Genomic DNA, 22,728 nt, shown 5'->3' with positions numbered 1-22,728 from the left:
GTCGATTGACACACTCGCCAGCATGGCGACGACGGCCTGTGATCGGTAGCCCTGCGCCGATGGCACGCTGATGACTCAGACCACGAGCGAGGGAGCGACGATGCACTCCGATACTCCGCCGACCGTGTGGCCGGGCGATCCGTCGACGAGGTGGGCGCAGGCCGCGGCATCCCGCCTGCCTGCCTTCGTCCGACCGGGGAGGGCCCCGCGCCCTGAGTCGGTGGACGAAGTCGCCCGCTGGGAGGACCCGAACGGATTCGACCGGATCGAGCTCTACTACGCGCCGATCTTCTGGGTGTGCCTGCCCGTCGCCGCTCTCGGAGTCCTGATCCACGGGGCGATCACCAACCCGACGGGCATCGGCTGGGTCGTCACGGTCTTCGGAGAAAGCGTCCAGGCCGGGCTCTGGAGCTACTGGATCGTCTGGGTCGGCATCATCATCTGGCTGCTCGGCGCGGTCGCCGTGCTCGCCTTCCGCATATGGCTCGTCGCGCCGGATGTCCGCAAGGATGCCGAGTGGATCTACGCGCACGGTGTCGCGCACTCGATTCATCCGTCGCCGTACGAGGCCACGGACGGTGAGGGCGGTACGTGGCCGACCTTCGTCGCGATCGATCATCGACTCCCGGAGGAGGATGCGGCCAGGGTCTTCCGCGCGCTGGAGGCCTGGCTGTCGCAGTCCGACGTCCAGGGCGAACTGGAGTTCGGATCGCTGCAGGGGCGCTCCCTCATCACGTCGGCGGAGCTGTTCGGCCCGCCGGGCGCCGGCGGCCTCTACCTCGGTTCGATTCCGGGCTTCGGTTCTGTCGGAGACTTCCTCGAGCACGAGTGGGTCCTCGTCTCCGACCCTCGCGATCCGGACGACGACGGCGCGGGCGGGAAGCATGTCACGACCGTCCCGACGGAACCCGAACTGCGGAAGATCCGCGCTCGGCTGCGCAGGAGGGCCGAGCATCGGAGCGCGCGGTGAAGTCTGCTGCGGAGCGGCGGGACGCCGACCGCAGGCTGAATCGCGTCGTCTGGATCATCGTCTCCGTGCTGCTCGCATGGGTCGTGCTCGGATTCTTCCGCGAACCTCGCGCGTCCTGGCAGGAGCAGCTGATCGTCGGGCTAGTGGCCGGATGCTTCGCCGCGCCCATGCTCCTCGACAGCGGCTTCAGCAGGACGCTCCCCGCTCTGGACCGCACACCCCGGACCGCGACGGTCACGGGTCGCTCGATCGTCAACGCCGAGCCGGAAGGGGACAGCGAAGTGCCGACCTACGAGCTCGTCGTCGTCACGGTCGAGACCGGCGGGACCGGCGTCGATACGACGATCGCGGACATCATCGCCGCGGATTCCCTCGACCGGTTCACCATCGGCTCGACCTGGCAGATCTATGCCTTCGAGGATCCGACCGCTCTGAACAAGCATCCGGGCCGGACGCGCGTACTCCTGACCGAGGCGCACGACGACATCATCCGTGCCGGCTACGACCTCGGCTATCACTGCGTGCACGCCGCGCCGGGCCCCGGATCCGATCTCCTGCTCCGCCGGTTCGCGAACGACGGATGATCCCTCTGAACCGCCTCCGTGTCCCCTGCCGGGCGTAGTCTCGGCGTGTGACCACGGCATCCCTCTCCGGCACGCAGCGACTGGTGATCTCCATCGCCGTACTGGCCTCGTTCGTGACCTTCCTCGACGGCACCGTCGTGACGGTCGCACTGCCGGCGATCAGCGAGGAGCTCGGCGGCGGCATCACCACGCAGCAGTGGGCCGTCGACGCCTACCTCATCACGCTGAGCGCGTTGATCCTGCTGGCCGGTTCCGTATCGGATGCCTATGGTCGCGTGTTCGTGATGCGCATCGGACTCATCGCGTTCGGCATCTCATCGGTCGCCGTCGGACTCGCGTTCGACCCTGTCATGCTCATCATCGCCCGTGCGGCGCAGGGTGCCGCCGGAGCCCTGCTGGTCCCCAGCTCGCTCGCCCTCATCACCGCGACGATGCGCGGCGAAGTGCAGGCCAGAGGGATCGGCGTGTGGACGGCGTTCACCACCTCGGCACAGCTGATCGGCCCGCTGCTGGGCGGACTGTTCGTCGACTTCCTGTCCTGGCGATTCGTGTTCCTCATCAACGTGATCCCCATCGCCGTCACGCTGGTCCTGCTCACCCGGCTCCGGTTGCCGGAGCATCCCCGCGACATCCGCGTGGACTGGCTCAGCGGCGCGCTGTGCGCGGCAGGCCTCGCCGGCATCGTCTTCGCCCTCATCGAGCAGCCGAACCTCGGCTGGACCTCGCCCGCGATCTGGATTCCCGGTGTCCTCGGCATTCTGTTCCTCGGAGCGTTCCTGCTGCGCCAGCGCACCGAGAAGTCAATGATGCCGCTGTCGCTGTTCCGCATCCGCAACTTCGGCTGGGGCAACCTGGCGACGCTCTTCGTCTACGCCGCACTGTCGCTGAACGGCTTCGTGATCGGGGTGTATCTGCAGCAGGGCGCTGGTCTCAGCGCGACCGCTGCCGGGCTCGCGAGCCTGCCGATCACGATCCTGATGATCCTGCTGAGCGCCCGTGCCGGAGCGTGGGCCGGGCGCTGGGGACCCCGCATCTTCATGACCCTCGGCCCCCTGATCATGGCCGTGGGCGCTCTGCTTCTGCTGACCGTGTCCGCCGACTTCGACTACTGGTGGCAGGTGCTGCCGGCGATGATCGTGCTCGGCATCGGGCTCTCGCTCACCGTCGCGCCGCTCACCGCTGCGATCCTCGGCGCGATCGACGAACGCCGCAGCGGCATCGCCTCGGCGATCAACAACGCGATCTCGCGCGTGGCCGGTCTGCTCGTCGTGGCGATGCTGTCGACGATCGTCGGCGGAGCGCTCGATCTGAACGGCTTTCACAATGCGGCGTGGGTCACGGCCGCCCTGTTCGCGATCGGCGGCGTCGTGTCGTGGATCGGGATCCGCCGCCCCGTGGCCGAGCCGGCGGATCCGGCGGCACCGCTCAGGCCATGAACGGGCGCAGGTCCGGATAGCCCGTCGTCGCCCATGCTCCGTCCACGACGATGTTCTCGCCGTTCACGTATGACGCATCCGGCGATGCGAGGAAGAGCGCGACGCCGGCGATCTCGTCCGGGCCGGCCGGCCGCTTCGCGGGGATCCGGTCGAGGTAGGCATCCATCACGCCGTCGAGCCCCAGCAGTCCGCCCGTGAGCGGCGTCGAGACGAGCCCCGGGGAAACCGCGTTGACGCGGATGCCCTTCTCCCCCAGCTCGAGCGCCGCATTCTTGGTGAGCATCACGACGCCGGCTTTGGCGGTCGAGTACCCCGCACCGAAGTGCATGGGGACCTGGGAGTTGAGCGAGGCGATGTTGACGATCGCCCCCGCTTTGCCCTCGGCCAGGAACTGCTTCGCCCCGAGCTTCGTACCGAGGAAGGCTCCGTACAGGTTGAGCTTGATGTTGAAGTCCCAGGTCGCCAGATCCATGTCCACGATCGCACCGGGCTTCGATCCGCCCGCGACGTTGTAGACCGCATCGATCGTCCCGAACCGCTCGACGGCGGCGGCGAAGAGCGCCTCCATCGACGACTCATCGGTGACATCGGCGCGGTGACCTGCGACGTTCGGCCCGAACGTTTCGGTTGCCGCCGCGACGGCATCCGCATTGATGTCCGCCACGAGCACCTGGGCACCACGGTCCACGAGGCGCTGGGTGATGGCCGCGCCGATGCCGGACACTCCGCCCGTGACCACGGCGACGCTGTTCTCGAATGCACTCATGTTCCCTCTCCGCGACCCGACTCCGGCGTCGCTTGCACCTTCGAGGCTACGCCTTTATCTGACACATGTCGCATATAATGGAGACATGGACGCACGGTCGCGACGCTCGCGGGAGAAGCTGCGCGCAGCCGTCCTCACCCTTGCTGCACTGATCCCGGTCACCGAGATCAGCGTCGCCGCGATCTGTCGTGAGGCCGGCATCACCCGGGACACCTTCTACCGTCACGCGACGGATCCCGTCGCGCTGCTCTCCGACGCGCTCGCTGCGGAGCTGGATGCCGTGATCACGCAGCTGCCGGAACGAGATGGCATCGGCGAAGCGGAACGAGCGCTCCTGGCGCACGTTCAGCAGCACGCCGATGTCTACCGCTCAGCCATGCATCCGGTGCTGGCCGCTCCCGTCCGCAGCATGCTGGAGCGCGCGATCCGCGAGGGCCTGGAGACCTGGGTGCGCATGCACCCGCACATCGTGCCGTCTCGCATCGCCGGCGATCAGACTGCCGTGCGCATGGCCACCGCCTATGCGACCGCTGGCACGATCGGCGCGATCGAAGTCTGGCTGTCGTCCGGCGAGGACGACATCGACCGGGCCGTCGAGGTGATCCTCGCGGCCTCACCGGAGTGGTGGCTGCGCTGAAGCCGCCACGTGACAGAAAGAAGGAATCATGAAGGCAGCAGTGTTCCACGCGCAGGAGGACCTCCGCGTCGAGGAGGTCACTGAGCCGACCCCCGGCCCCGGCCAGGTCAAGCTGCGCAACGCGTTCGCCGGCATCTGCGGGTCCGACCTGCACGTGTACTACTCGCCCGAGGCGGCCGGTCTCGACTTCGATCACCCGCATCCGGTGACCGGATCGACCCTGCCGCAGATCCTCGGCCACGAATTCTCCGGCACGGTGGTCGAGCTCGGCGAGGGCGTCACGAACGTGAAGGTCGGGGATCGCGTCGCCGTCTGGCCGATCTACTACTGCGGCGAGTGCCCCGCCTGCCGCAAGGGCATGTTCAACGCCTGCCAGAAGATCGGCTTCCACGGGCTGAGCTCGAACGGCGGCGGCATGGCGGCGTTCACGACAGTGGATGCGTCGAAGCTGCACGCGCTCCCCGAGAACGTCGACCTGCGGATGGGAGCTCTCGTCGAGCCGATGTCCGTCGCGTGGCACGCCGTCTCTCGTGGGCACCTCACGGCCGGGCAGACGGCGCTCATCGCCGGCGCAGGCCCCATCGGGATCGGTGTCTGGTTCGCACTCAAGGCCCGCGGCGTCGAGCGCGTTCTCGTCTCGGAGCCCAGCGCCGAGCGTCGCGCCATCATCGCCGCACTCGGAGCGACAGTCGTCGATCCGGTGAACGAGGACCTCGCCGCCGCGGTCGCCGCGCTCACGGACGGAGCCGGCGTGGATGCCGCGTTCGACGCCGCAGGCGCCGGACCGGCGATCACCTCAGCGCTGGCCAGCCTGACCCCGGGCGGCCGCGTGGTCGTCGTCGCGATCCATGAGCGGCCGATGGAGTTCCTGCCCACACAGCTGGTGATGGGCGAGACCGAGATCGCCGGTGCGCTGGCGTACCTTCCCGAGGACTTCGACGCCGTCATCGATGCGATGTCCCGCGGCGTGTACGACACGACAGGGTGGGTGCAGGAAGTCCCGTTGGAGGGGGTCGTCGACGCGATCCACGCCCTGCGGGGCGGCGCCGGGGCGAAGATCCTGGTCCAGGCGGACTGAATCGCGCCGCCGGTCGGGCCTCAGAGCTCGACCGGCGGGGCCTCCGGCTCGTCATCGGCGACCTCCGGATGCCGCGCGAGGTTCACGATCGCCGCGACGAGACCGCCCCAGACCGTGAGCATGGCGATGATCATCATGATGATGGCTGTCGTGGTCATGCGATGTCCCCCCTCTGCTCGGCCACCGGCAATCGCAGCGCCGCGGTCTCCGGGTCCGGGTCGTAGTGCTCATCCGCGAGGAACTCGTCGTATTCGTCGTCGTCCTTCGCGTGCGAACGGGAGCTCCACGGAACCAGCGAGAGCAGGATCGCGAACACGACGAGCGCGATCGCCATCCCCCACCCGAAGACACCGAGGAACCACACCGGGTACCCACTGTACGGTTCCGCGATCTTCTCGATGAGTCCGGTGATGAACAGGTAGCCGAGGACGATGGGCGCCACGGCCGCCACCAGCAGACGCCAGAGGATGCCGACACGGAAGCTCGAGCGCCGGTTCAGGTGCTCCTGCAGTTGCGGCAGCTTGTGCAGCAGCCACGCGACCACGATGACGGCGACCAGCGCGACGGCCATGATGCCGAAGGCGTTGACGAAGGCATCCGTCGTGTCCAGCACCGTCAGCGCCGTCGTCGTCGAGAACAGCGCCATGGAGATGATCGCCAGCGGGATCGACACCGTGAGCGTCGTGCGCACGCGCCCCCAGCCGAGCTTGTCCTGGAGGGCGGCGACGATCACCTCGAGGATCGAGATGAGCGACGTGATCCCGGCGAATACGAGGGCACCGAAGAACAGCACGCCGATGATCGATCCACCGGTCGCCTGCGAGACGATCGTCGGGAACGCGACGAAGGCCAGACCGATGCCGGAGGACGCGACACCCGCGACCTCGACGCCCTGCGCCTGCGCCATGAAGCCGAGAGCGGCGAACACGCCGATGCCGGCGAGGATCTCGAAACCGGAGTTCGCGAAGGCGACGACGAGCCCGGAGCCGGTGAGATCCGTCTTGCGCTTGAGGTACGACGAGTACGTCACCATGATGCCGAACGCCACCGACAGCGAGAAGAAGATGTGCCCGTAGGCGGACGCCCACACGGCCGGATCCGCGAGCGCCGTCCAGTTCGGCGTGAAGAAGGCGTTGAGCCCCTCCATCGCGCCGGGCAGGAACAGCGACTGGACCACGAGTGCGGCGAACATCACGGTCAGCAGCGGCATGAGGATCATGTTCGCCACGCCGATGCCGCGTTTGACGCCGAGGGCCATGATGACGACCACGACCACCCACACCACCGCGAGCGGGATGCCCACCTGCGGCACGAACGTGCTCGACAGTCCGACCTCGCCGACGTCTTCGGATTGCAGGAAGTCGATTCCGAAGAACGCCTCCTCGTTGCCCGGCCCCCAGCTCAGCTGCGCCGAGAACCAGGTGTACATCGCGGCCCACGCGATGATCACCGCATAGTAGACGGCGATGACGACGCAGATCAGCACCTGCCACCATCCGAGCGGCTCGGCCGCGCGGTGGATCCGGCGGAACGCCAGTGGCGCTGAGCCGCGGAAGCGATGCCCGATCGCATAGTCGAAGAACAGCAGCGGGATGCCGGCGGTCAGCAGCGCGCACAGGTACGGGATGAGGAACGCCCCACCGCCGCCCTCGTACGCGACGTACGGGAATCGCCAGATGTTGCCGAGTCCGACCGCTGAGCCGATGGCGGAGAGGATGAACACATTGCGCGAGCCGAATGCTTCACGCTTCGGACTTTGGGAGAGCGTCGTCGCGGCTGCCATGTCCCCGACGATATCTCACCGGGTTCCGCGCGTGAGGATCAGTTCGCGTCCGCCGCCGCGGCGGAGCTCCGGCTCTCCGGCACCGCGAATCCGTGTTCGGCCAGCCAGGCGTCGTCGTAGAGCTTGTCGAGATAGCCGCGGCCGTGGTCCGGCAGGAGGACGACGACCACATCTTCCTCCCCGAGGGATGCCGCGGCCCGCAGCGCCGCGACGACGGCCATGCCGCTCGAACCGCCGACGAACAGCCCCTCCTCGGCGGCCAGTCGCCGCGTCATCGCGAACGCCTCGGCATCCGACACGCGCTCGTAGGAGTCCACGACCGATCCGTCGAAAGTCTCGGGCAGGAAGTCCTCGCCGACGCCCTCGACCAGGTAGCCGTGGATCGGTCCGCCGGAGTAGATGGATCCTTCCGGGTCGGCGCCGATGACCTGCACCCGCCCGGCGCTCGCGTGCTTGAGGTAGCGACCGGTGCCGCTGATGGTGCCACCGGTGCCGATGCCGGCGACGAAGTGGGTGACCTGGCCGTCGGTATCGACCCAGATCTCGGGACCAGTCGTCTCGAAGTGCCCCTGCGGCCCGTTCTGGTTCGCGAACTGGTTCGGGTTGAACGCACCGGGGATCTCGGCGGCGAGGCGCGCGGCCACGCTGTAGTACGACCGCGGATCGCTCGGCTCGACGCTCGTCGGCGTGACGACGACCTCGGCGCCGTATGCGCGCAGGGTCGCGACCTTGGGCCCATCGAACTTGTCCGGCACGACGAACACCATCCGGTATCCGCGCTGCAGCGCGATCAACGCGAGTCCGACCCCGGTGTTGCCGCTCGTGGCCTCGACGATCGTCCCGCCGGGCTTCAGATGTCCGTCGCGCTCGGCCGCGTTGATGATGGATGCCGCGATGCGGTCCTTCGCGGAGCCGCCGGGGTTGAAGTACTCGACCTTCGCGAGGACGGTGGCGCTGGTGCCGGCCGCCACTGAGTTCAGGCGGACGAGCGGGGTGTAGCCGACGAGTTCGGCGATGTGGTTGGCGTAACGCACGAGTGGTTTCCTGACACGATGCGCGCAGAGCTGCGCTGGATGATCTGGGGTCGTCGAGGGAGAGCGGAAGCGCTCAGCGACAACAACGACAGGTCAGGGACACATCGTGAGAGTAACGCGGCGAACACCCGCGCCACAACTGCGGGTCAGAATCCTTCCGGCAGGCGGGGCGTGTACGGCGCGTCGAGCCGAGCGATTTCGTCCTCGGTCAACTCCAGTTCGAGCGCGGCGATCGCGTCCGCGAGGTGGTGGAGCTTCGTCGCTCCGACGATCGGCGCCGTCACCACCGGCTGCTGCCGCACCCAGGCGAGCGCGACCTGGGCGCGGCTGACGCCGCGCGCGTCCGCGACCGCACGGACCGCATCCGCGATCACACGGTTGGAGGCCTCCTCGGCGTGATACATGCCCTGGGTCAAGAGGTCCGTGCCGGAGCGGTTCGACTCGACGTCCCAGTCGCGCGTCAGCCTGCCTCTGGCCAACGGGGAACACGGCAGGACGCCGATGCCCTCGTCCGCACAGAGGGGATGCATCTCTCGCTCCTCCTCGCGCTGGATGAGGTTGTGTCGAACGTCGTGATCCCCGCCTCGAGCGACTGTCGAATGAAGGGGCGGCTGGTCTGCTCATCGAGCGTCCACGCGTGCGGCCCTCGGTCCCAGACCCCGTAGCTCATGCATCCGAGGACGATCTCCGAGATCTTCATGCCGGTTCGGCCGAGCGTTGGGTACTTCGTCGCGGTTCCTGTCGTCCGTGCCAGGCGAGACCCTTCGAACCTATCGCGACGTCAGGCCGACGGGCCGAGCACGAGCCGGGGCGCCGTCAAGCGTTCGCCCCCGCCTACGCCATCGGAGCCGATGACGTGGACCGCGGCCTGGCGACCGAGACCGGCGAGGTCGAGGTCGACCGAGGTCAGCCGGCGGTGCTCCTGATCGACGATGACCTCCTCCCAGTTGTCGACGCCGATGACCGCGACGTCGTCCGGGACGCTCCGACCGTGCGCCGCAAGTGCCTCGAGGGCTCCGAACCCGATGTGGTCGTTGCCGCAGAACAGCGCGTCGAACTCGACGCCGCGATCGATGAGCGCGGCCACTGCCGCACTTCCCCACTCCTGGCGCCACTTGCCGTGCAGGATCTCGACCACCTCGAGGCCGGCCTCGGCGAGTGCGCGGCGCATGCCGGCCTCGCGTCGACGGGTGGGGATGTTCACCTCTTCGGCGGTGATGTGCGCGATCCTCGTGCGCCCCTGCTCGATCAGATGCCGAGTCGCGAGATAGCCGGCCGCCTCGTCGTCCGGCAGGAAGGTCGTATCGGCCGCGGCATCCGTCACCGTGTAGGCATATGTCACAGGGACGTCGAAATGATGCGTGACCGACGGCATCACGAGCCGGTTGCTCGAGCCAACCACGAGCAGCCCGTCGATACGGCGATCGCGCAGTTTGCGGATGCTCTCGGCCATCTCCTGCTGCACCTGGACGCGGCCGTCGTAGACGAGCGCGGCGCGCTCGCGCTCACCGAGCTCGAGGATCGCGCCCATGACCACGAGCCGCGCGAAGCTGCTGCCGGCACGGTGCGTGAGCACCCCGACGACCTGACTGCGGCCGGATGCGAACGACTGCGCCAGCGCGTTCGGGCGGAAGTCGAGCCGGGCGGCGACGTCGCGCACATGCGCCTTGGTCTTCGCCGAGACCAGCGGCGAATCGTTGAGGGCCTTGGATGCCGTGGCGATCGAGACTCCGGCGACGGTGGCCACATCGCTCAGCCGAACGGTCGGATTCTTCGACATCACGCGAGTCTATTCTCTGGGCGGAATTCGAGCTCCTCCGGGCCGAACGAGAGTTCGCTCACCCGGATCGGTCCGCCGACGCTCAGCGAGCGGTTCGCCGCGATGCCGAGCGAGAGCGCACGGACGCCGTCCTCCCACCCGGCGACCCGGCCGAGCGGATCCGCGTGCGCCCCGGCGAGGAGGTCGTTCATGATGGCCTCGTCCGCACCGCCGTGTCCGCCGGCGGCCGAGGGGATCGGGATCTCCTCGGCCGGTCCGAAGTGCTTCTGCACGACGAGCCGCTCGCCGGCCGGACGGCCGGTCCCGCTCATGACGGCATCGTGTGCGGCGCTGGGATCGACGACGCGGATGCCGCCGTCACCGTCGAGCAGCACGGCACCGCGCTCGACGACGTTCAGCTCGGCGCGTCCGAGCGTGCCGTTCACGGCCACCGCGTACCCCTCCCACGGCGCGTGGGCGTTGAGCGAGTAGTTCAGGGTCGCGCCGCGCGAGAAGTCCGCGATCACGGCCAGGTTGTCCTCGATCGTGATGCCCTCGTCGAAGACGTTGCGATCGCGCAGGTATCCGTCGTACTGCTCCTGCTCGAAGTACAGCCCCCGCAGCACGTCGTGCGCGCGGAGATCGAGCCCGAACGGGTCGGCGCGCGCGGCATCCGTCGATCCGCGACCGACGCGTGCCGATTCGGGATGCCGATGCGCGTTCTCGGCGCCGTAGAAGCGCAGGCCGCCGCTGGCGTAGACGCGCTCGGGCACGTCGTCCAGCCACCAGCTGACCAGGTCGAAGTGATGCGAGGACTTGTGCACGAGCAGACCGCCCGAGTTCTCCTTGTCGCGGTGCCAGCGCCGGAAGTAGTCGGCGCCGTGCGAGGTGTCGAGCATCCAGTCGAAGCTCACCGAGGTCACCTCGCCGATGTCGCCACGGGCGATCACTTCGCGCAACGCCGCGTTGCGCGGCGAGTACCGGTAGTTGAAGGCGACGGTCACGGAACGGCCGGTGCGCCGGACAGCCTCGGCGATCCGGCGCACGCCGGCCTCATCGATCGTCAGCGGCTTCTCCACGATGACATCCGCGCCGCCGGCGAGCGCGGCCACCACCAGCTCGGCGTGGGTGAAGTCGGGGCTCGTGATGATGACCCGATCGAGGCCGAATCGTCCGACGGCTGCGGACAACTCGGCCAGGTCGAAGCGGGCAGGCACTGCGGCATCCGCAGCGATCCAGCGATCCTGATTCCAGTCCAGCCGGCCGACGTTGGTGTCGGCCCAGGCGACCAGGAGCGCATCGTCCGAACGACGAAGGATCGCATCCAGGTAGACCTGGGCTCGCGAACCGGCGCCGACGAGCGCGTAGCGGAGGGGGTGAGACATCGGGATGGTGCTCCTTGCGGATTCAGGGGTGCGAAGTGGTGCAGTCGACGGCTGGGCTCGCGACGCGGAACTCGAGGTACGACGCCGCACGATCGGGCGCGGCGTAGGGCGCATAGGCCGCGATGCGGACGTCGCCCGCGTCCACGAATGCCGCACCGGTGTCGAGGACGAGCTCGGCGGTTGCGCCGGCCTCGAGCCCCTTCTGCGTGCGGTCGTCGAAGGTCGTCGTGGCGCGGACGTCGGAGGCGAACACAGCCGTGTTGCGAATCCGCACAGCCAGCCGCGCCGTCCCGTCGATGCAGACGGCGGTGGCGGATGCTTCGGCCGACGCATCATCGCCCACCACGCGGCGCACAGTGATCGTGTACGTCGTGGTCGGACGCCCTTCCGCCTCGACGGTCACGACTGCCTGGCCGGGAGCCGCCGTCGCCTGCACGACGTCGACATGGACGCCCTCTGGAGCCGTCGCGGTGATCGTCGGCAACGGCCCGCCGGCGAGCGCGCCGATCTCGTAGTCGGTGACCGACGGATCGAAGCCGTCGATCTCGTGACCGTCGACGAGGATCGACGATGCCGCGGCAGGCGCAGGCATCGGCACCACCGGCAGGAACATCGCGGCGTTCTTGGATGCCCCGATCCCACTCCCCCACTCGTAGAAACCCTGGCGCACGCCGGCGTCATTGTCGCCGACGAGCAGCGAGAACGAGAAGGCTCCGTCTGCCGGGTCGATGCCGAGCTCGCTCCACGGAGCGAGCAGGTCGTAGCGGGTCGTCGTACCGTCGCGCTCGATCGTGGCCGTCACGGCGGCATCGGCGCCGACCGGCGACGTGTAGCGGTAGACGCCGGGGCCGTCCGCTCCGAGATACGCACCGAATTCGACCCGCGAAGCCGGTGCCGAACCCGGCGATCCGGCTGCCACGGCGAACTGCACGCAGTCACCACTCCACAGACGGTCGATCGTGGCCGCCGCGACGTGCTCGTCGTCCACCACATCCACCCGGATGCGCAGGCCCTCGGGACTCCAACTCAGGGCGAACCCGGCGTCCAGATCGACGGCATCCGGTTGCGTGCCGGCGATCGCCACGTAGTCGCCGTGCTCTGCCATGCTCACGTCGACCGCCTCATCGGCTCGCGCCGGGATCGGTGCCGACACGGTGGTGCCGTCGAGAGTGCGCTGCACGCCGTCCGCGACGGTCGAGATCGAGAACGGCACCGGGGACCAGTCCGAGACGTCCGACACGATGGGCAATGACAGGTTCCCGCCGGCGGGCACGGCGGCATCGTCGAGCACGCCCTGCTCCTCACCGACGCGCCAGGAGATCTCGCCGAGCGAGGCCTCGTCCTCGGCGAGGTTGCGGACCTCGAGCACCTGCTCGACCGCGCCGCCGGAGGCGACCGGGCCGAAGGAGAGCACCGGATTGGTCACGACCTCGGTCGTCGCATCGACGAACGCGACGATGCCGTCGCCCTGCCGAACGGTGTACGTCAGCGGCATGGAGCCGACGTCGCGCAGCGCGGCGAGCGCGAGCGTTCCGGAGTACGCGTTCCCGGTCGCGGCGAGGGCCTCAGCAGCGCCGACCGGACCGGCCACCGTCACGTTCCCGCTGAGCGCGAGATCCGCTCCACGCACGGTCACGGGCACGTCGGCGCCGGAGCCCGCGGCGATCTCCGGCGGCGTCGAGATGGTGACCGCTGCCTCTTGCACGGGTTCGGGGGCGGCGGTGTCGCCGACGACGAACACCGGATCGCCGCTCAGCACGAGCTCCAGCGGACCCCCGGGGCGGACCCGCCGTTCGCGCCCGTCGGTGTCGACCACACGCGCCGATGCGCCGATGTCGGTATGGACGACGCCGTGACCACTCGGTGCCCACAGCATTCGGACGGTCTCGGATGCCGTCGCGCCGGCGTACGTCGCGACGCGCACATCGCCCGGGCTCTCGACACCGACCAGATCCAGACCGGCGGTCAATCGATTGAACGCGACGAGCGCAGGGAATGCCGGCTTCGGCGAGAGCGCCGTACCGCCGTCGACCGGCCTCCGGGCGATGCCGAAGTTATGCTCCTGCTCAGCCGGATTCACGCCGGAATCGATGAGTTCATAGAAGATGACCTTCTCGACCCCGGCGGCCTCGAGCAGCGCTGCGGAGCGCAGGTAGTAGGCGGCCTGCTCCTGCTCGGTCGTGCCGCCCATCGTGGTGGGCCAGCCGTGCTCGGTGAGCCAGATCGGGATGTCCGAACCGTCCGGGGCGTACTGATCGACGAGGGCGCGCAACCGCGCGACGCCCGCCTCGGTCTTGCCCTCCGGCGCGACGGGGAAGTCGTAGGTGTGGTAGCTGACGACGTCCAGGTACTCGAGCGCGCCGAGTGCGAAGAGCTCCTCGAAGAAGGTCCAGTCCGCGCCGGCCAGCACCGGGCCGACCACCCGTGCCCCCGGCGCCGCAGCATGGATCGCCGCCGCGGCCGGCTCCAGCAACTGCTCGTAGCAGGCCGCCGTCATCCCGCACGCTCCCGTGTTGAAGGAATGGTTGAACTCGTTGAAGACCTCGTAGTCGACATCGGATCCGTAGTGCCCGGCCGCGGCCGCGGCGTAGTCCGCGAAGGCCTGGATGCCCTCGGGCGAGCTCGGTGTCTTCCCCTCGTCGTACCAGCGACTGAAGTAAGCGAGGATCACGAGCGGGCGCTCACCTCTGGCCTTGGCTGCAGCGACCTGCGCGTCGAACAGTTCCGGGAACTCGTAGACGCCCGGTGAGGTCTCGATCGTGTCCCATGCCGGTCCTTCGCGCAGCGCTCCGGCTCCGAGCGGCCCCATCAAAGCATCGACCTGATCGACCGTGTAGCGATTCACGTGCACGGCCATCCCGATCGGGCTCTCGCCGGAGGCCTGGGCCTCCGCGATGATCGCGAGCGAGGCCTCACGGACAGCTGCGACGGGTGCATCGATCGACATCCGGATCCGGTAGTAGCCTACGGGCAGTGCGGAGAGGTCGATGGATGCCTCTCCCGTCGAGGTGGTCTCCCGGCCGGAGTCGACCCGCTGACCGGATGCCGCGCGCACCTCCCAGTCGATCTCGGCGCCGAGCGTGCTCACACCGACCGCCGCTTCACCGGCGGTGTAGACCAGCACCGTGTCCGAGAAGGCCAGCGTGCCCGGCGGCGGGTCGTGCTCCTCGAAGGACCCGTTGATCACGAGGTCGGTGTCGGCGCCCCGCGCGACCATGCGAACGTCATCGACCCAGATGGTGCCCGTACCGCGGATCAGAAGCCGCATGACGAAGGTCATGCTCCCGGCAGGCTGCGTGTACGTCCACTCCAGTTTCGTCCAATCGCTCGTGCCTTCGGGGAGCTCGACGCGCTGGGAGTGGTCGCCGCTGAGGACGAAGTATGCGGAGTCCGAGGACGACAACTCCTCGGTGCGCACCCACGCGCTCATGTCGTAGGTCGTGCCGCCGTTGGCTCTGATCGACTGGCGCAGATCCACGTAGCTGTTGGAGTAGGCGCTGTCGTATGCGATCCGCGCGGAGGCTGCGCCCTCATGGACCGACTCGCCGTCGGCGGAGACGACGAACTCCGGTGCGCCGGAGACCGTCGTGGTCCAGCCGTCGAACGAGTCTGACTCCGCGACACCGGCCTGCGCGGCACCGGGCGCCGCGACGAGCAGGACGGCGGTGAGCAGGACGGCGGCCGAGGCCGCGAGGGATCGCCGAACACGCATGGTTCTCGCTTTCCGGACCGAGCATCGTCACTCAGCCCTTGATCGCGCCGGCCTGGCCGGCGCTGCGGAGGAACTGCTTCTGGAAGATCACGAACAGCAGGACGGGGATGATGACCGAGATGAACATGCCGGCCATCAGCAGGCTCGTCGGAGCGGTGTCGCTGATGCGGTACAGCCCGACAGACAGAGGCTGCAGATCAGGGGACGGCAGCACGAGCATCGGCCAGAGGAAGTCCTTCCAGGCTGCGACGATCGTCAGCAGCGAGACCACGCCGAGCACCGGCTTGGACATCGGCAGCACGATGGACCACAGCACCCGGAAGACGCCGGAGCCGTCGATGCGGGCCGCCTCGAAGACGTCCTTGGGCAGCCCGTCGAAGAACCGGGCGACCAGCAGCACGTTGAAGGCGCTGGCCGCGCTCGGCAGCCACACCGCCCAGAAGGTGTTGACCAGGCTGACTCCGACCAGCGGCACGTCCAGCACGGTGACGTAGAGCGAGATGAGCGAGACGACGCCGGGGATGAACAGCGTCGCCAGCACGGCCGCGTTGATGAAGCGGGCATAGGCGGGCTTGAGGATCGCTATGCCGTAGCCGCCGGTCACGGCGACCAGCAGCCCGAAGAACCAGCAGCCGAGCGTCATCCAGATCGTGTTCATCAGGTACTGCCCGATCTGGATCTTGTTCCAGGCATCGGAGAGGTTCTGCCACTGCACCCCGCTCGGCCACCAGCCGAAGGGATCGCGCAGGATGTCCTGACTCGTCGACAGCGCCGACTTGAACAACCACAGCAGCGGCCCCGCCGACATCACGATCAGCGCGCCGACCACCACGACGGCGATGATCGCCATCGTGATCCGCACCCCGGGGCGGCGGCGGTCGAGATCCGAGACGTTGGTGCGGTCCTCGGGGTCCGGCTCCGGCTTGCGGCGCCCGGTCAGCTGGCGCACGGTCGTCGTGACGAAGGTCATGACTGGCTCCATTTCTTCGTCAGGCGCAGATACACGATCGAGATCGCTCCGAGCACGAGCGCGAGCAGCAGGCTCAGCGCGGTCGCCTTGCCGAAGTCACCCGACAGGAAGGCGTAGTTGTAGATCAGCATCAGCAGGGTCACGGTGCGGTTCTCCGGACCGCCGCCGGTCATCACGAACGGGTCGGTGAAGACCTGCATGGTCCCGATGATCTGCAGCAGGAGCATGAGCAGGATGACACCGCGCAACTGCGGCAGCGTGACGTGCCACACCCGCCGCAGGACGGATGCCCCATCGACCTCGGCCGCGTCGTACAGGTCGGTGCGCACGGACATGATGGCAGCGAGGTAGATGATCGTCGCCGTTCCGGCCGTCGCCCAGGTCGCCTGGATGACGATGCCAGGCATCGCGAACGCCGGATCCTGCAGCCAGCCGACGGGTCCCGCGCCGAACCAGCCGAGCACCGTGTTGAAGAGCCCCGACTCCGAGGGATCGTAGAACGTCTTCCACAGCAGCACGCTCACCACCGGCGGGATGATCACCGGCAGGTAGACCAGCACACTCGCGATCTGCCGGCTCCGGCGCAGCTCCGCCATCGCGACCGCGCCGAGGATCGGCAACGGGAACCCGACGATCAGCGCCAGCACCGCGAACCAGACCGTGTTTCCGGCCGCCGTCCACAGCAGCGGGTCCGCGAGCACCCGCTCGAAATTGCTCATCCCGACCCAGGTCGGCTCGGTGAACAGATCGTTCTTCTGGAAGGCGAGGATCAGGCTCTTCAGAATCGGCCACCACGCGAAGTAGCCGAACGTGATGAGCAGCGGGATGAAGATCACGAGGGTGGCGGGCCCTCCGCGGCGGACCCACAGCGTGAGCGCCTCCCGCGGAGAGCGGCGCTCACGCCTGGTCGGCGTACCGGACTGGAACATCACTCTGCGTCGACCAGGTCCTGCACCTGGGTCTGGGCGGTCTGCAGCAGCTCGGTGAAGTCAGCATCCTCGCGGGTGAGTACGGCCTGGACCACCGGATCGAGCGCCGCGTAGAGCTCCTGCGCCTTCTTCGCCGGCTCCGGCACGATCACGGCATCCGCGAGGCTGTCGATGTAGGCGGTGTAGTTGACGCGCGGGACGTTGATGTAAGGCTCGATCCAGCCGAGGAAGTCCGCGTACTGCTCGTCCGAGACGACCGGGACCTCCGGCAGACCGACGGGCAGATCGTCCGCGACCTGCGACTCGGCCCAGGCCACTGCAGCGTCCTCGTCAACGTAGCGCTCGAGGAAGTAGTACTTCGTCCACTCCATCGCTGCGCACAGCTGATCGGGCGTCGCCGAAGGGTTGAACCACTGGATGTTCCCGCCGCCGAGGACGCCGATCGCGTCGTCCGATGCCGGGAACGGCGCGAGACCGAAATCCTCCTTCGGCATTCCGCGGCCGATCACCAGGCTGTTGTAGAGGTTGGCACCATTGAGGGTCTGCCCGATGTAGCCGGCGGCGATGTCGTCGCGGGAGCCATTGTTGTCGAGCAGGAAGTTCGCCCCCGCGGCGTTCGCCGTCCAACGCACGTCGTGCAGGAACTGCAGGCTGGCCTGCATACCGTCCGTGTCCAACGTGACGGTCGTCTCATCCCCATCGGTCTGTTCGACCAGATCCCCGTTGGAGTATGCCATCGAGGTGAGCAGCCACCCGCCGACGTTCCCCGTGGTCGGGATGATGAATCCTGTCTCACCGGTCTTCTCGGTGACCGCCTCGGCGGCTTCGAGCGTCTCATCCCATGTGGTCGGCGGTGCATCGGGGTCGAGTCCGGCTTCTTCGAACAGGGTCCGATTGTAGATGAGGCCCATGGTGTAGGCGGCGCGCACGATGCCGAACGTGTGTCCGTCGCCGTCCTGAGTCACGGCCGCCAGCTGAGGGTTCAGTTGGCTGAGCACATCGTCGTTGTCGACGTAGGTCGATATGTCTGCGACCTGGCCCCTGTCGATGAGCGATTGGATGTCGGTGAACGGCACCTGGAGCGTCGTCGGGAGCGTGCCGCCGACGAGCATCGCGGAGAAGGTGGCGACGTCGTACTTCGTCTCTTCGTCTTCGATCGTGATGTTGGGGTGCAGTTCTTCGAATGCGGCGATGGAGTTCTCCCAGGCGTCGAGCGTCGCCGCCTGATCGGATGTGGGGCGCTCGCCGAGCGTGATGGTCACGTCCGCTTCGGGATCGCAGACGGCACCGGCCGCCTCGTCGGACGAGTCTGAGGAGGCAGATCCTCCGGAACACGCCGCGAGCGACGCCGAGATGATGAGAACTCCGGAGGCCAGGCCGATCGTACGGAGCCAGGACTGCTGTGTCATGTTCTACTCCTTCGTAGCACTTCTTCAATGTCAGGAAACGATTTCTTGAAAGCGGTTTCTAAACTCTGGCGCATTCGCGGAAGACTGTCAAGAGGAGGTTTCGGAGGTAGGCATCAGCCTGCTGCGAACGAGCCAATCCCGGCAGGGCGCCCGCCACGCTCCGCTGTTGTGATCAAGCCCGCCGCCGTGCCCTCCGCCCGAGTAGAGGTGCAGTTCATGCTCGACCCCGACCGCTGCGAGCGCCCGGCTCAGCTCCAGCGAATGCGTTGCGGGGACTTTCTCATCGTCGAGGGAGTGGAACAGGAAGAAGGGCGGAGACATCGGGGTGACGAGCGCCTCCAATGACACCTCGCGACGCGTGCTCTCTGGGCGACCTCGCCCGAGGAGCGCCTGCTCCGATGCGATGTGGGGCCTTTCCACGAAGGATACGACCGGATATCCCAGCACGACGCCGTCAACCTGTTCCGAAAGTCCGCTGGACTGGAGCGCAGCCAGTCCGGCGGCATGTCCGCCCGCCGAGAATCCGATGAGGAGCACGCGTGTCGCGCCGGAAGCGCGCAGCGCGGCGACCCGCTCCCGCACCGCGTCGAGTGGTCCGGGATGCCGAGTCAACGGATAGCGAAGCACTTTCGCATCGAAGCCCAACTCGCGGAACCAGATCGCAACCGGGTCGGCCTCATGCGGCGCATGCTCGCGGTAGCCGCCGCCGGGCAGGATCAGCGCGACAGCGGTCATGACGTCTCCTTTGAAAGCGGTTTTTATGACCTTAGCGTGCCGAAAATGTGCCACACGTGTCGGGCACGCTCAACGGCCCCCTCCCGCCGAGGCGGGAGGGGGCCGTTGAGCAGAAAGCCGAGATCAGACCGCGAGTACGGCTTCCGCCTCGCGCGCCTCCTGCTCGCGCAGGGCGCGCTCGACGCGGTCGACGTCGCGGACGGCGCCCTTGTCGGCCGACAGCGCCATCGCGGCGTAGGCGCGCAGCGCCGGCGAGACGACGCGTTCGCGGTCGCGGGGCCGGTATCCGCCGTCGGCGATCAGGCGGGCGCGACGTTCGGCCAGAACCTCCTCCGACACCTCGAGCGTCATCCCGCGGGTGGGAATGTCGATCGTGATGATGTCGCCGTCCTCGACGAGCGCGATGACGCCGCCCGACGCGGCCTCGGGCGAGACGTGCCCGATCGACAGCCCGGACGTCCCGCCGGAGAAGCGTCCGTCGGTGATGAGCGCGCACTTCTTTCCGAGGCCTCGCCCCTTCAGGAACGACGTCGGGTAGAGCATCTCCTGCATGCCTGGCCCGCCCTTGGGGCCCTCGTAGCGGATCACGACGACGTCGCCCTCGGTGACCTCCTTGGCGAGGATCTTCGCCACGGCCTCGTCCTGCGACTCGCACACCACGGCCGGACCGGAGAAGGTCCAGATCGACGGGTCGACGCCGGCGGTCTTCACCACGGCACCGTCCACGGCGATGTTGCCTCGGAGCACGGCGAGGCCGCCGTCCTGCGAGTACGCGTGCTCGACGGAGCGGATGCAGCCGCCGGCGGCATCCAGATCCAGCTCCTCCCAGCGAGAGGACTGCGAGAACGCCTTCGACGAGCGGATGCCGGCAGGAGCCGCGTGCCAGAGGTCGAACGCCTCATTGGTGGCGGACCCGCTGCGGACGTCCCACGCATCCAGCCACTCGCCCATCGTCGTCGAGTGCACGGTGTGCACGTTCTCGTCGAGCAGGCCGCCGCGGCGCAGCTCGCCGAGGATCGCGGGGACGCCGCCGGCGCGGTGGACGTCCTCCATGTAGTACGTCTTGCCGCCGCCCGCGACGTTGGGCGCGACCTTGGCCAGGCACGGCACACGGCGCGAGACGGCGTCGATCTCGTCGAGACCGAACTGCACCCCGGCCTCGTGCGCTGCCGCGAGCAGGTGCAGGATCGTGTTCGTCGATCCTCCCATCGCGATGTCCAGCGCCATGGCGTTGCCGAAGGCTTCAGGGGTGGCGATGCTGCGCGGCAGCACAGACGCGTCGTCCTCGTCGTAGTGCTTCCGCGTGATCTCTACGACCAGCGAGCCGGCGTTCTCGTACAGCGCCTTGCGCGCCGTGTGCGTGGCGAGCACCGAGCCGTTGCCCGGCAGCGACAGTCCGATCGCCTCGGTGAGGCAGTTCATCGAGTTGGCGGTGAACATGCCGGAGCATGAACCGCACGTGGGGCACGCCTCCTCCTCGATGCGCTGGATGTCGGCATCCGAGATGTTCTCGTTCACGGCATCCGAGATCGCGTCGACGAGGTCGAGCGTGCGGATCGAGCCGTCGACCAGAGTCGCACGGCCCGACTCCATCGGTCCGCCGGAGACGAACACGGTGGGGATGTTCAGGCGCAGGGCGGCCATGAGCATGCCAGGAGTGATCTTGTCGCAGTTCGAGATGCAGACCAGTGCGTCGGCGCAGTGCGCGTTGACCATGTACTCGACCGAATCGGCGATCAGGTCCCGCGAAGGCAGCGAGTACAGCATCCCGCCGTGGCCCATCGCGATGCCGTCGTCGACCGCGATGGTGTTGAACTCGCGCGGGATCCCGCCGGCCGCCGAGATCGCGTCCGAGACGATCCGGCCGACCGGCTGGAGGTGCGTGTGGCCTGGGACGAACTCGGTGAAGCTGTTGGCGACGGCGATGATCGGCTTGCGGCCGAGATCGGCGCCGTTCACGCCGGCGGCGCGCAGCAGTGCGCGGGCGCCAGCCATGTTGCGGCCGTGGGTGATGGTGCGAGAGCGGAGTGCGGGCATGGAACCATTCCGCCACAGGTTCGCCCGTCCTGCCAGACGCCGGTGATACTAGTAGTGGTACTACCACTTGGAGGAACATGGATGCCGCGCTCCGACGCCGCGAGGAGCTCGCCGCCTTCCTGCGCGACCGACGTGCCCGTGCCGACCGCACGGCGCTCGGGCTGCCCGATGCTCCGCGCGGACGACTGCAGGGTCTGCGCCGTGAGGAGGTCGCGACGCTCGCCGGCCTCAGCGTCACCTGGTACACCTGGCTCGAGCAAGCGCGAGAGATCAATCCGTCCCGTCAGGTGCTCGAAGCGCTCGGCCGGCTGTTCGGGCTGCGCCCGGTCGAGTTGACCTACCTGCTGACCCTCGGCGGCCACGGCGAGATCACCGCCCCCGCGACCACCGAGCACGCCCCGGAGCGTCTGCGGCGTCTGCTGGAGTCCTTCCCCTTCCCGGCGTTCCTGCTGGCCGGCGATTGGACGATCATCGGCTGGAACATCGCGTATGCGCATCTGTACCCGCGCATCGAGAGCCTGGACGCCGAGGACCGCAACCTCCTCTGGCTGCTGTTCACCGATCAGGAGCTGCGCCGGCTCCTGCCGGACTGGGCCGAACAGAGCCGCCGATTCGTCGGCGAGTTCCGCGCCGAGGCACGACGGTGGCTGAGCACGCCGCGCGAGGACGGCATCGTCGCGCGGGTGAGCGCGGCGTCCGAGGAGTTCGCGCGCATCTGGCAGGAGCGGGACGTCGAAGGATTCGTATCGCGGGAGCGGTCGTTCCAGCATCCGCTCGCCGGCCTCACGACGTACGAGCAGCACGGTGTCGTGCCCAGCGAGTTCCCCGATCTCGAGCTCATCCTGTACGTGCCGACGACGAGCTGACTCTTCCGTCCGCCGGCGTTGCGGAGCATGCTGGTGCACAGATCCGCATACCCACAGGAGGTCTCGTCATGGTCACGTACAAGGTCGGCTACTTCGTCGGAAGCCTGTCGACGGCATCCATCAACCGCACACTGTCGAAAGCGCTCATCCGCCTGGCGCCGGACGACCTGGAGTTCACCGAGATCCCGATCGGCGACCTGCCGCTCTACAACCGCGATCTCGACGAGGCCTACCCGCCGTCCGCCCTCGCGCTGAAGGACGCCATCGCCACGTCGGATGCCGTGCTCTTCGTGACTCCGGAGTACAACCGGTCGATCCCCGGCGCGCTGAAGAACGCGATCGACTGGGCCTCCCGTCCGTGGGGTCAGAACTCGTTCGACCACATCCCCGCAGCCGTGATCGGCGCCTCGATCGGGACGATCGGAACCGCGCTGGCGCAGCAGAGCCTGCGAGCGGTGCTGAGCTTCTGCAACGCCCGCCAGATGACGTCGCCGGAGGCCTACATCCACTACTCGCCCGAGATCTTCGACGACGACGGCGACGTGCTCGTCGACAGCACGAAGGAGTTCCTGACGAACTACATGCAGGAGTTCCGGGACCACATCGAGCGCGTGCTCACGGTGCTGCCGCGCAGCTGA

The 22,728-nt window shown here is 68.1% G+C and carries 20 protein-coding genes; 7 read left to right on the top strand and 13 right to left on the bottom strand.

Going from position 1 to position 22,728, the window contains the following annotated elements; all coding sequences use genetic code 11:
- The first annotated feature begins 100 nt into the window (after positions 1-100).
- Genes M2317_RS06000 through M2317_RS05990 form a run of 3 tightly spaced genes read left to right on the top strand, consistent with a single transcriptional unit; the run spans position 101 to position 2,990 of the window.
- Complete coding sequence (locus tag M2317_RS06000) at positions 101-970, top strand: hypothetical protein (RefSeq protein WP_429458280.1); 870 nt, start codon at positions 101-103, stop codon at positions 968-970.
- Positions 967-1,554: a hypothetical protein gene (locus tag M2317_RS05995; RefSeq protein WP_429458278.1), complete on the top strand. Its 588-nt coding sequence runs from the start codon at positions 967-969 to the stop codon at positions 1,552-1,554. Before M2317_RS06000 ends, M2317_RS05995 begins: the two co-directional genes overlap by 4 nt.
- Before the next feature lie 47 nt (positions 1,555-1,601).
- Positions 1,602-2,990 carry an MFS transporter gene (locus tag M2317_RS05990; protein WP_429458276.1) on the top strand — a complete coding sequence of 463 codons (1,389 nt, stop codon included), beginning with the start codon at positions 1,602-1,604 and terminating at the stop codon, positions 2,988-2,990.
- On the opposite strand, the gene M2317_RS05985 is transcribed toward M2317_RS05990, so the two are convergent.
- Positions 2,980-3,756: an SDR family NAD(P)-dependent oxidoreductase gene (locus M2317_RS05985; protein WP_429458274.1), complete on the bottom strand. Its 777-nt coding sequence runs from the start codon at positions 3,754-3,756 to the stop codon at positions 2,980-2,982. The two genes, M2317_RS05990 and M2317_RS05985, sit on opposite strands and share 11 nt — an antisense overlap.
- Positions 3,757-3,841: 85 nt before the next feature.
- On the opposite strand from M2317_RS05985, the gene M2317_RS05980 reads away from it, so the two are divergent.
- Both M2317_RS05980 and M2317_RS05975 read left to right on the top strand, forming a co-directional pair.
- Positions 3,842-4,393, top strand: a complete 552-nt coding sequence (locus M2317_RS05980) for a TetR/AcrR family transcriptional regulator (RefSeq protein ID WP_429458272.1) — start codon at positions 3,842-3,844, stop codon at positions 4,391-4,393.
- Positions 4,394-4,421: 28 nt separating this feature from the next.
- Positions 4,422-5,471, top strand: coding sequence for a 2,3-butanediol dehydrogenase (locus tag M2317_RS05975; RefSeq protein ID WP_429458270.1), 1,050 nt, complete (start codon positions 4,422-4,424; stop codon positions 5,469-5,471).
- 20 nt (positions 5,472-5,491) lie between these two features.
- On the opposite strand, the gene M2317_RS05970 is transcribed toward M2317_RS05975, so the two are convergent.
- The 12 genes from M2317_RS05970 to ilvD form a co-directional block, all read right to left on the bottom strand.
- Positions 5,492-5,629, bottom strand: a complete 138-nt coding sequence (locus M2317_RS05970) for a methionine/alanine import family NSS transporter small subunit (protein WP_406249026.1) — start codon at positions 5,627-5,629, stop codon at positions 5,492-5,494.
- Positions 5,626-7,254 carry a sodium-dependent transporter gene (locus M2317_RS05965; protein WP_429458268.1) on the bottom strand — a complete coding sequence of 543 codons (1,629 nt, stop codon included), beginning with the start codon at positions 7,252-7,254 and terminating at the stop codon, positions 5,626-5,628. Before M2317_RS05965 ends, M2317_RS05970 begins: the two co-directional genes overlap by 4 nt.
- A gap of 38 nt (positions 7,255-7,292) precedes the next feature.
- On the bottom strand, positions 7,293-8,288 hold the full coding sequence (locus M2317_RS05960) for a PLP-dependent cysteine synthase family protein (RefSeq protein WP_429458266.1): 996 nt from the start codon (positions 8,286-8,288) through the stop codon (positions 7,293-7,295).
- Positions 8,289-8,434: 146 nt separating this feature from the next.
- On the bottom strand, positions 8,435-8,818 hold the full coding sequence (locus M2317_RS05955) for an aldo/keto reductase (protein WP_429458264.1): 384 nt from the start codon (positions 8,816-8,818) through the stop codon (positions 8,435-8,437).
- Positions 8,819-9,069: 251 nt separating this feature from the next.
- Positions 9,070-10,068 (bottom strand): LacI family DNA-binding transcriptional regulator, encoded by a 999-nt coding sequence (locus M2317_RS05950; RefSeq protein ID WP_429458262.1) that lies wholly within the window; start codon positions 10,066-10,068, stop codon positions 9,070-9,072.
- Positions 10,068-11,432: a Gfo/Idh/MocA family protein gene (locus M2317_RS05945; protein ID WP_429458260.1), complete on the bottom strand. Its 1,365-nt coding sequence runs from the start codon at positions 11,430-11,432 to the stop codon at positions 10,068-10,070. The genes M2317_RS05950 and M2317_RS05945 overlap by 1 nt, the downstream gene beginning before the upstream one ends.
- Before the next feature lie 22 nt (positions 11,433-11,454).
- Positions 11,455-15,144: a hypothetical protein gene (locus M2317_RS05940; RefSeq protein WP_429458258.1), complete on the bottom strand. Its 3,690-nt coding sequence runs from the start codon at positions 15,142-15,144 to the stop codon at positions 11,455-11,457.
- 31 nt (positions 15,145-15,175) lie between these two features.
- Complete coding sequence (locus M2317_RS05935) at positions 15,176-16,114, bottom strand: carbohydrate ABC transporter permease (protein WP_429458256.1); 939 nt, start codon at positions 16,112-16,114, stop codon at positions 15,176-15,178.
- Positions 16,111-17,043, bottom strand: a complete 933-nt coding sequence (locus M2317_RS05930) for a carbohydrate ABC transporter permease (RefSeq protein WP_429458254.1) — start codon at positions 17,041-17,043, stop codon at positions 16,111-16,113. Before M2317_RS05930 ends, M2317_RS05935 begins: the two co-directional genes overlap by 4 nt.
- Positions 17,043-18,452, bottom strand: a complete 1,410-nt coding sequence (locus tag M2317_RS05925) for an extracellular solute-binding protein (protein WP_429458252.1) — start codon at positions 18,450-18,452, stop codon at positions 17,043-17,045. The genes M2317_RS05930 and M2317_RS05925 overlap by 1 nt, the downstream gene beginning before the upstream one ends.
- A gap of 87 nt (positions 18,453-18,539) precedes the next feature.
- Entirely contained in the window at positions 18,540-19,187 is a 648-nt protein-coding gene (locus tag M2317_RS05920) for an alpha/beta hydrolase (RefSeq protein WP_429458250.1), read from the bottom strand.
- Between the two features lie 123 nt (positions 19,188-19,310).
- Positions 19,311-21,224: a dihydroxy-acid dehydratase gene (ilvD, locus tag M2317_RS05915; protein ID WP_429458248.1), complete on the bottom strand. Its 1,914-nt coding sequence runs from the start codon at positions 21,222-21,224 to the stop codon at positions 19,311-19,313.
- Positions 21,225-21,301: 77 nt separating this feature from the next.
- Here ilvD and M2317_RS05910 point away from each other — a divergent pair, with 77 nt between their 5' ends.
- Together M2317_RS05910 and M2317_RS05905 are read left to right on the top strand one after the other, a co-directional pair.
- Positions 21,302-22,090 carry a helix-turn-helix transcriptional regulator gene (locus tag M2317_RS05910; protein ID WP_429458246.1) on the top strand — a complete coding sequence of 263 codons (789 nt, stop codon included), beginning with the start codon at positions 21,302-21,304 and terminating at the stop codon, positions 22,088-22,090.
- Positions 22,091-22,158: 68 nt separating this feature from the next.
- A complete protein-coding gene (locus M2317_RS05905; protein WP_429458244.1) occupies positions 22,159-22,728 on the top strand; it encodes an NADPH-dependent FMN reductase in 570 nt (189 codons plus the stop codon).

Origin of the sequence: Microbacterium sp. ZKA21, assembly GCF_050434165.1 — a bacterium.
Classification (GTDB): Bacteria; Actinomycetota; Actinomycetes; order Actinomycetales; family Microbacteriaceae; genus Microbacterium.
The sequence above is the reverse complement of the archived record's forward strand: the minus strand, read 5'-3'. Positions and strand labels throughout refer to the sequence as shown.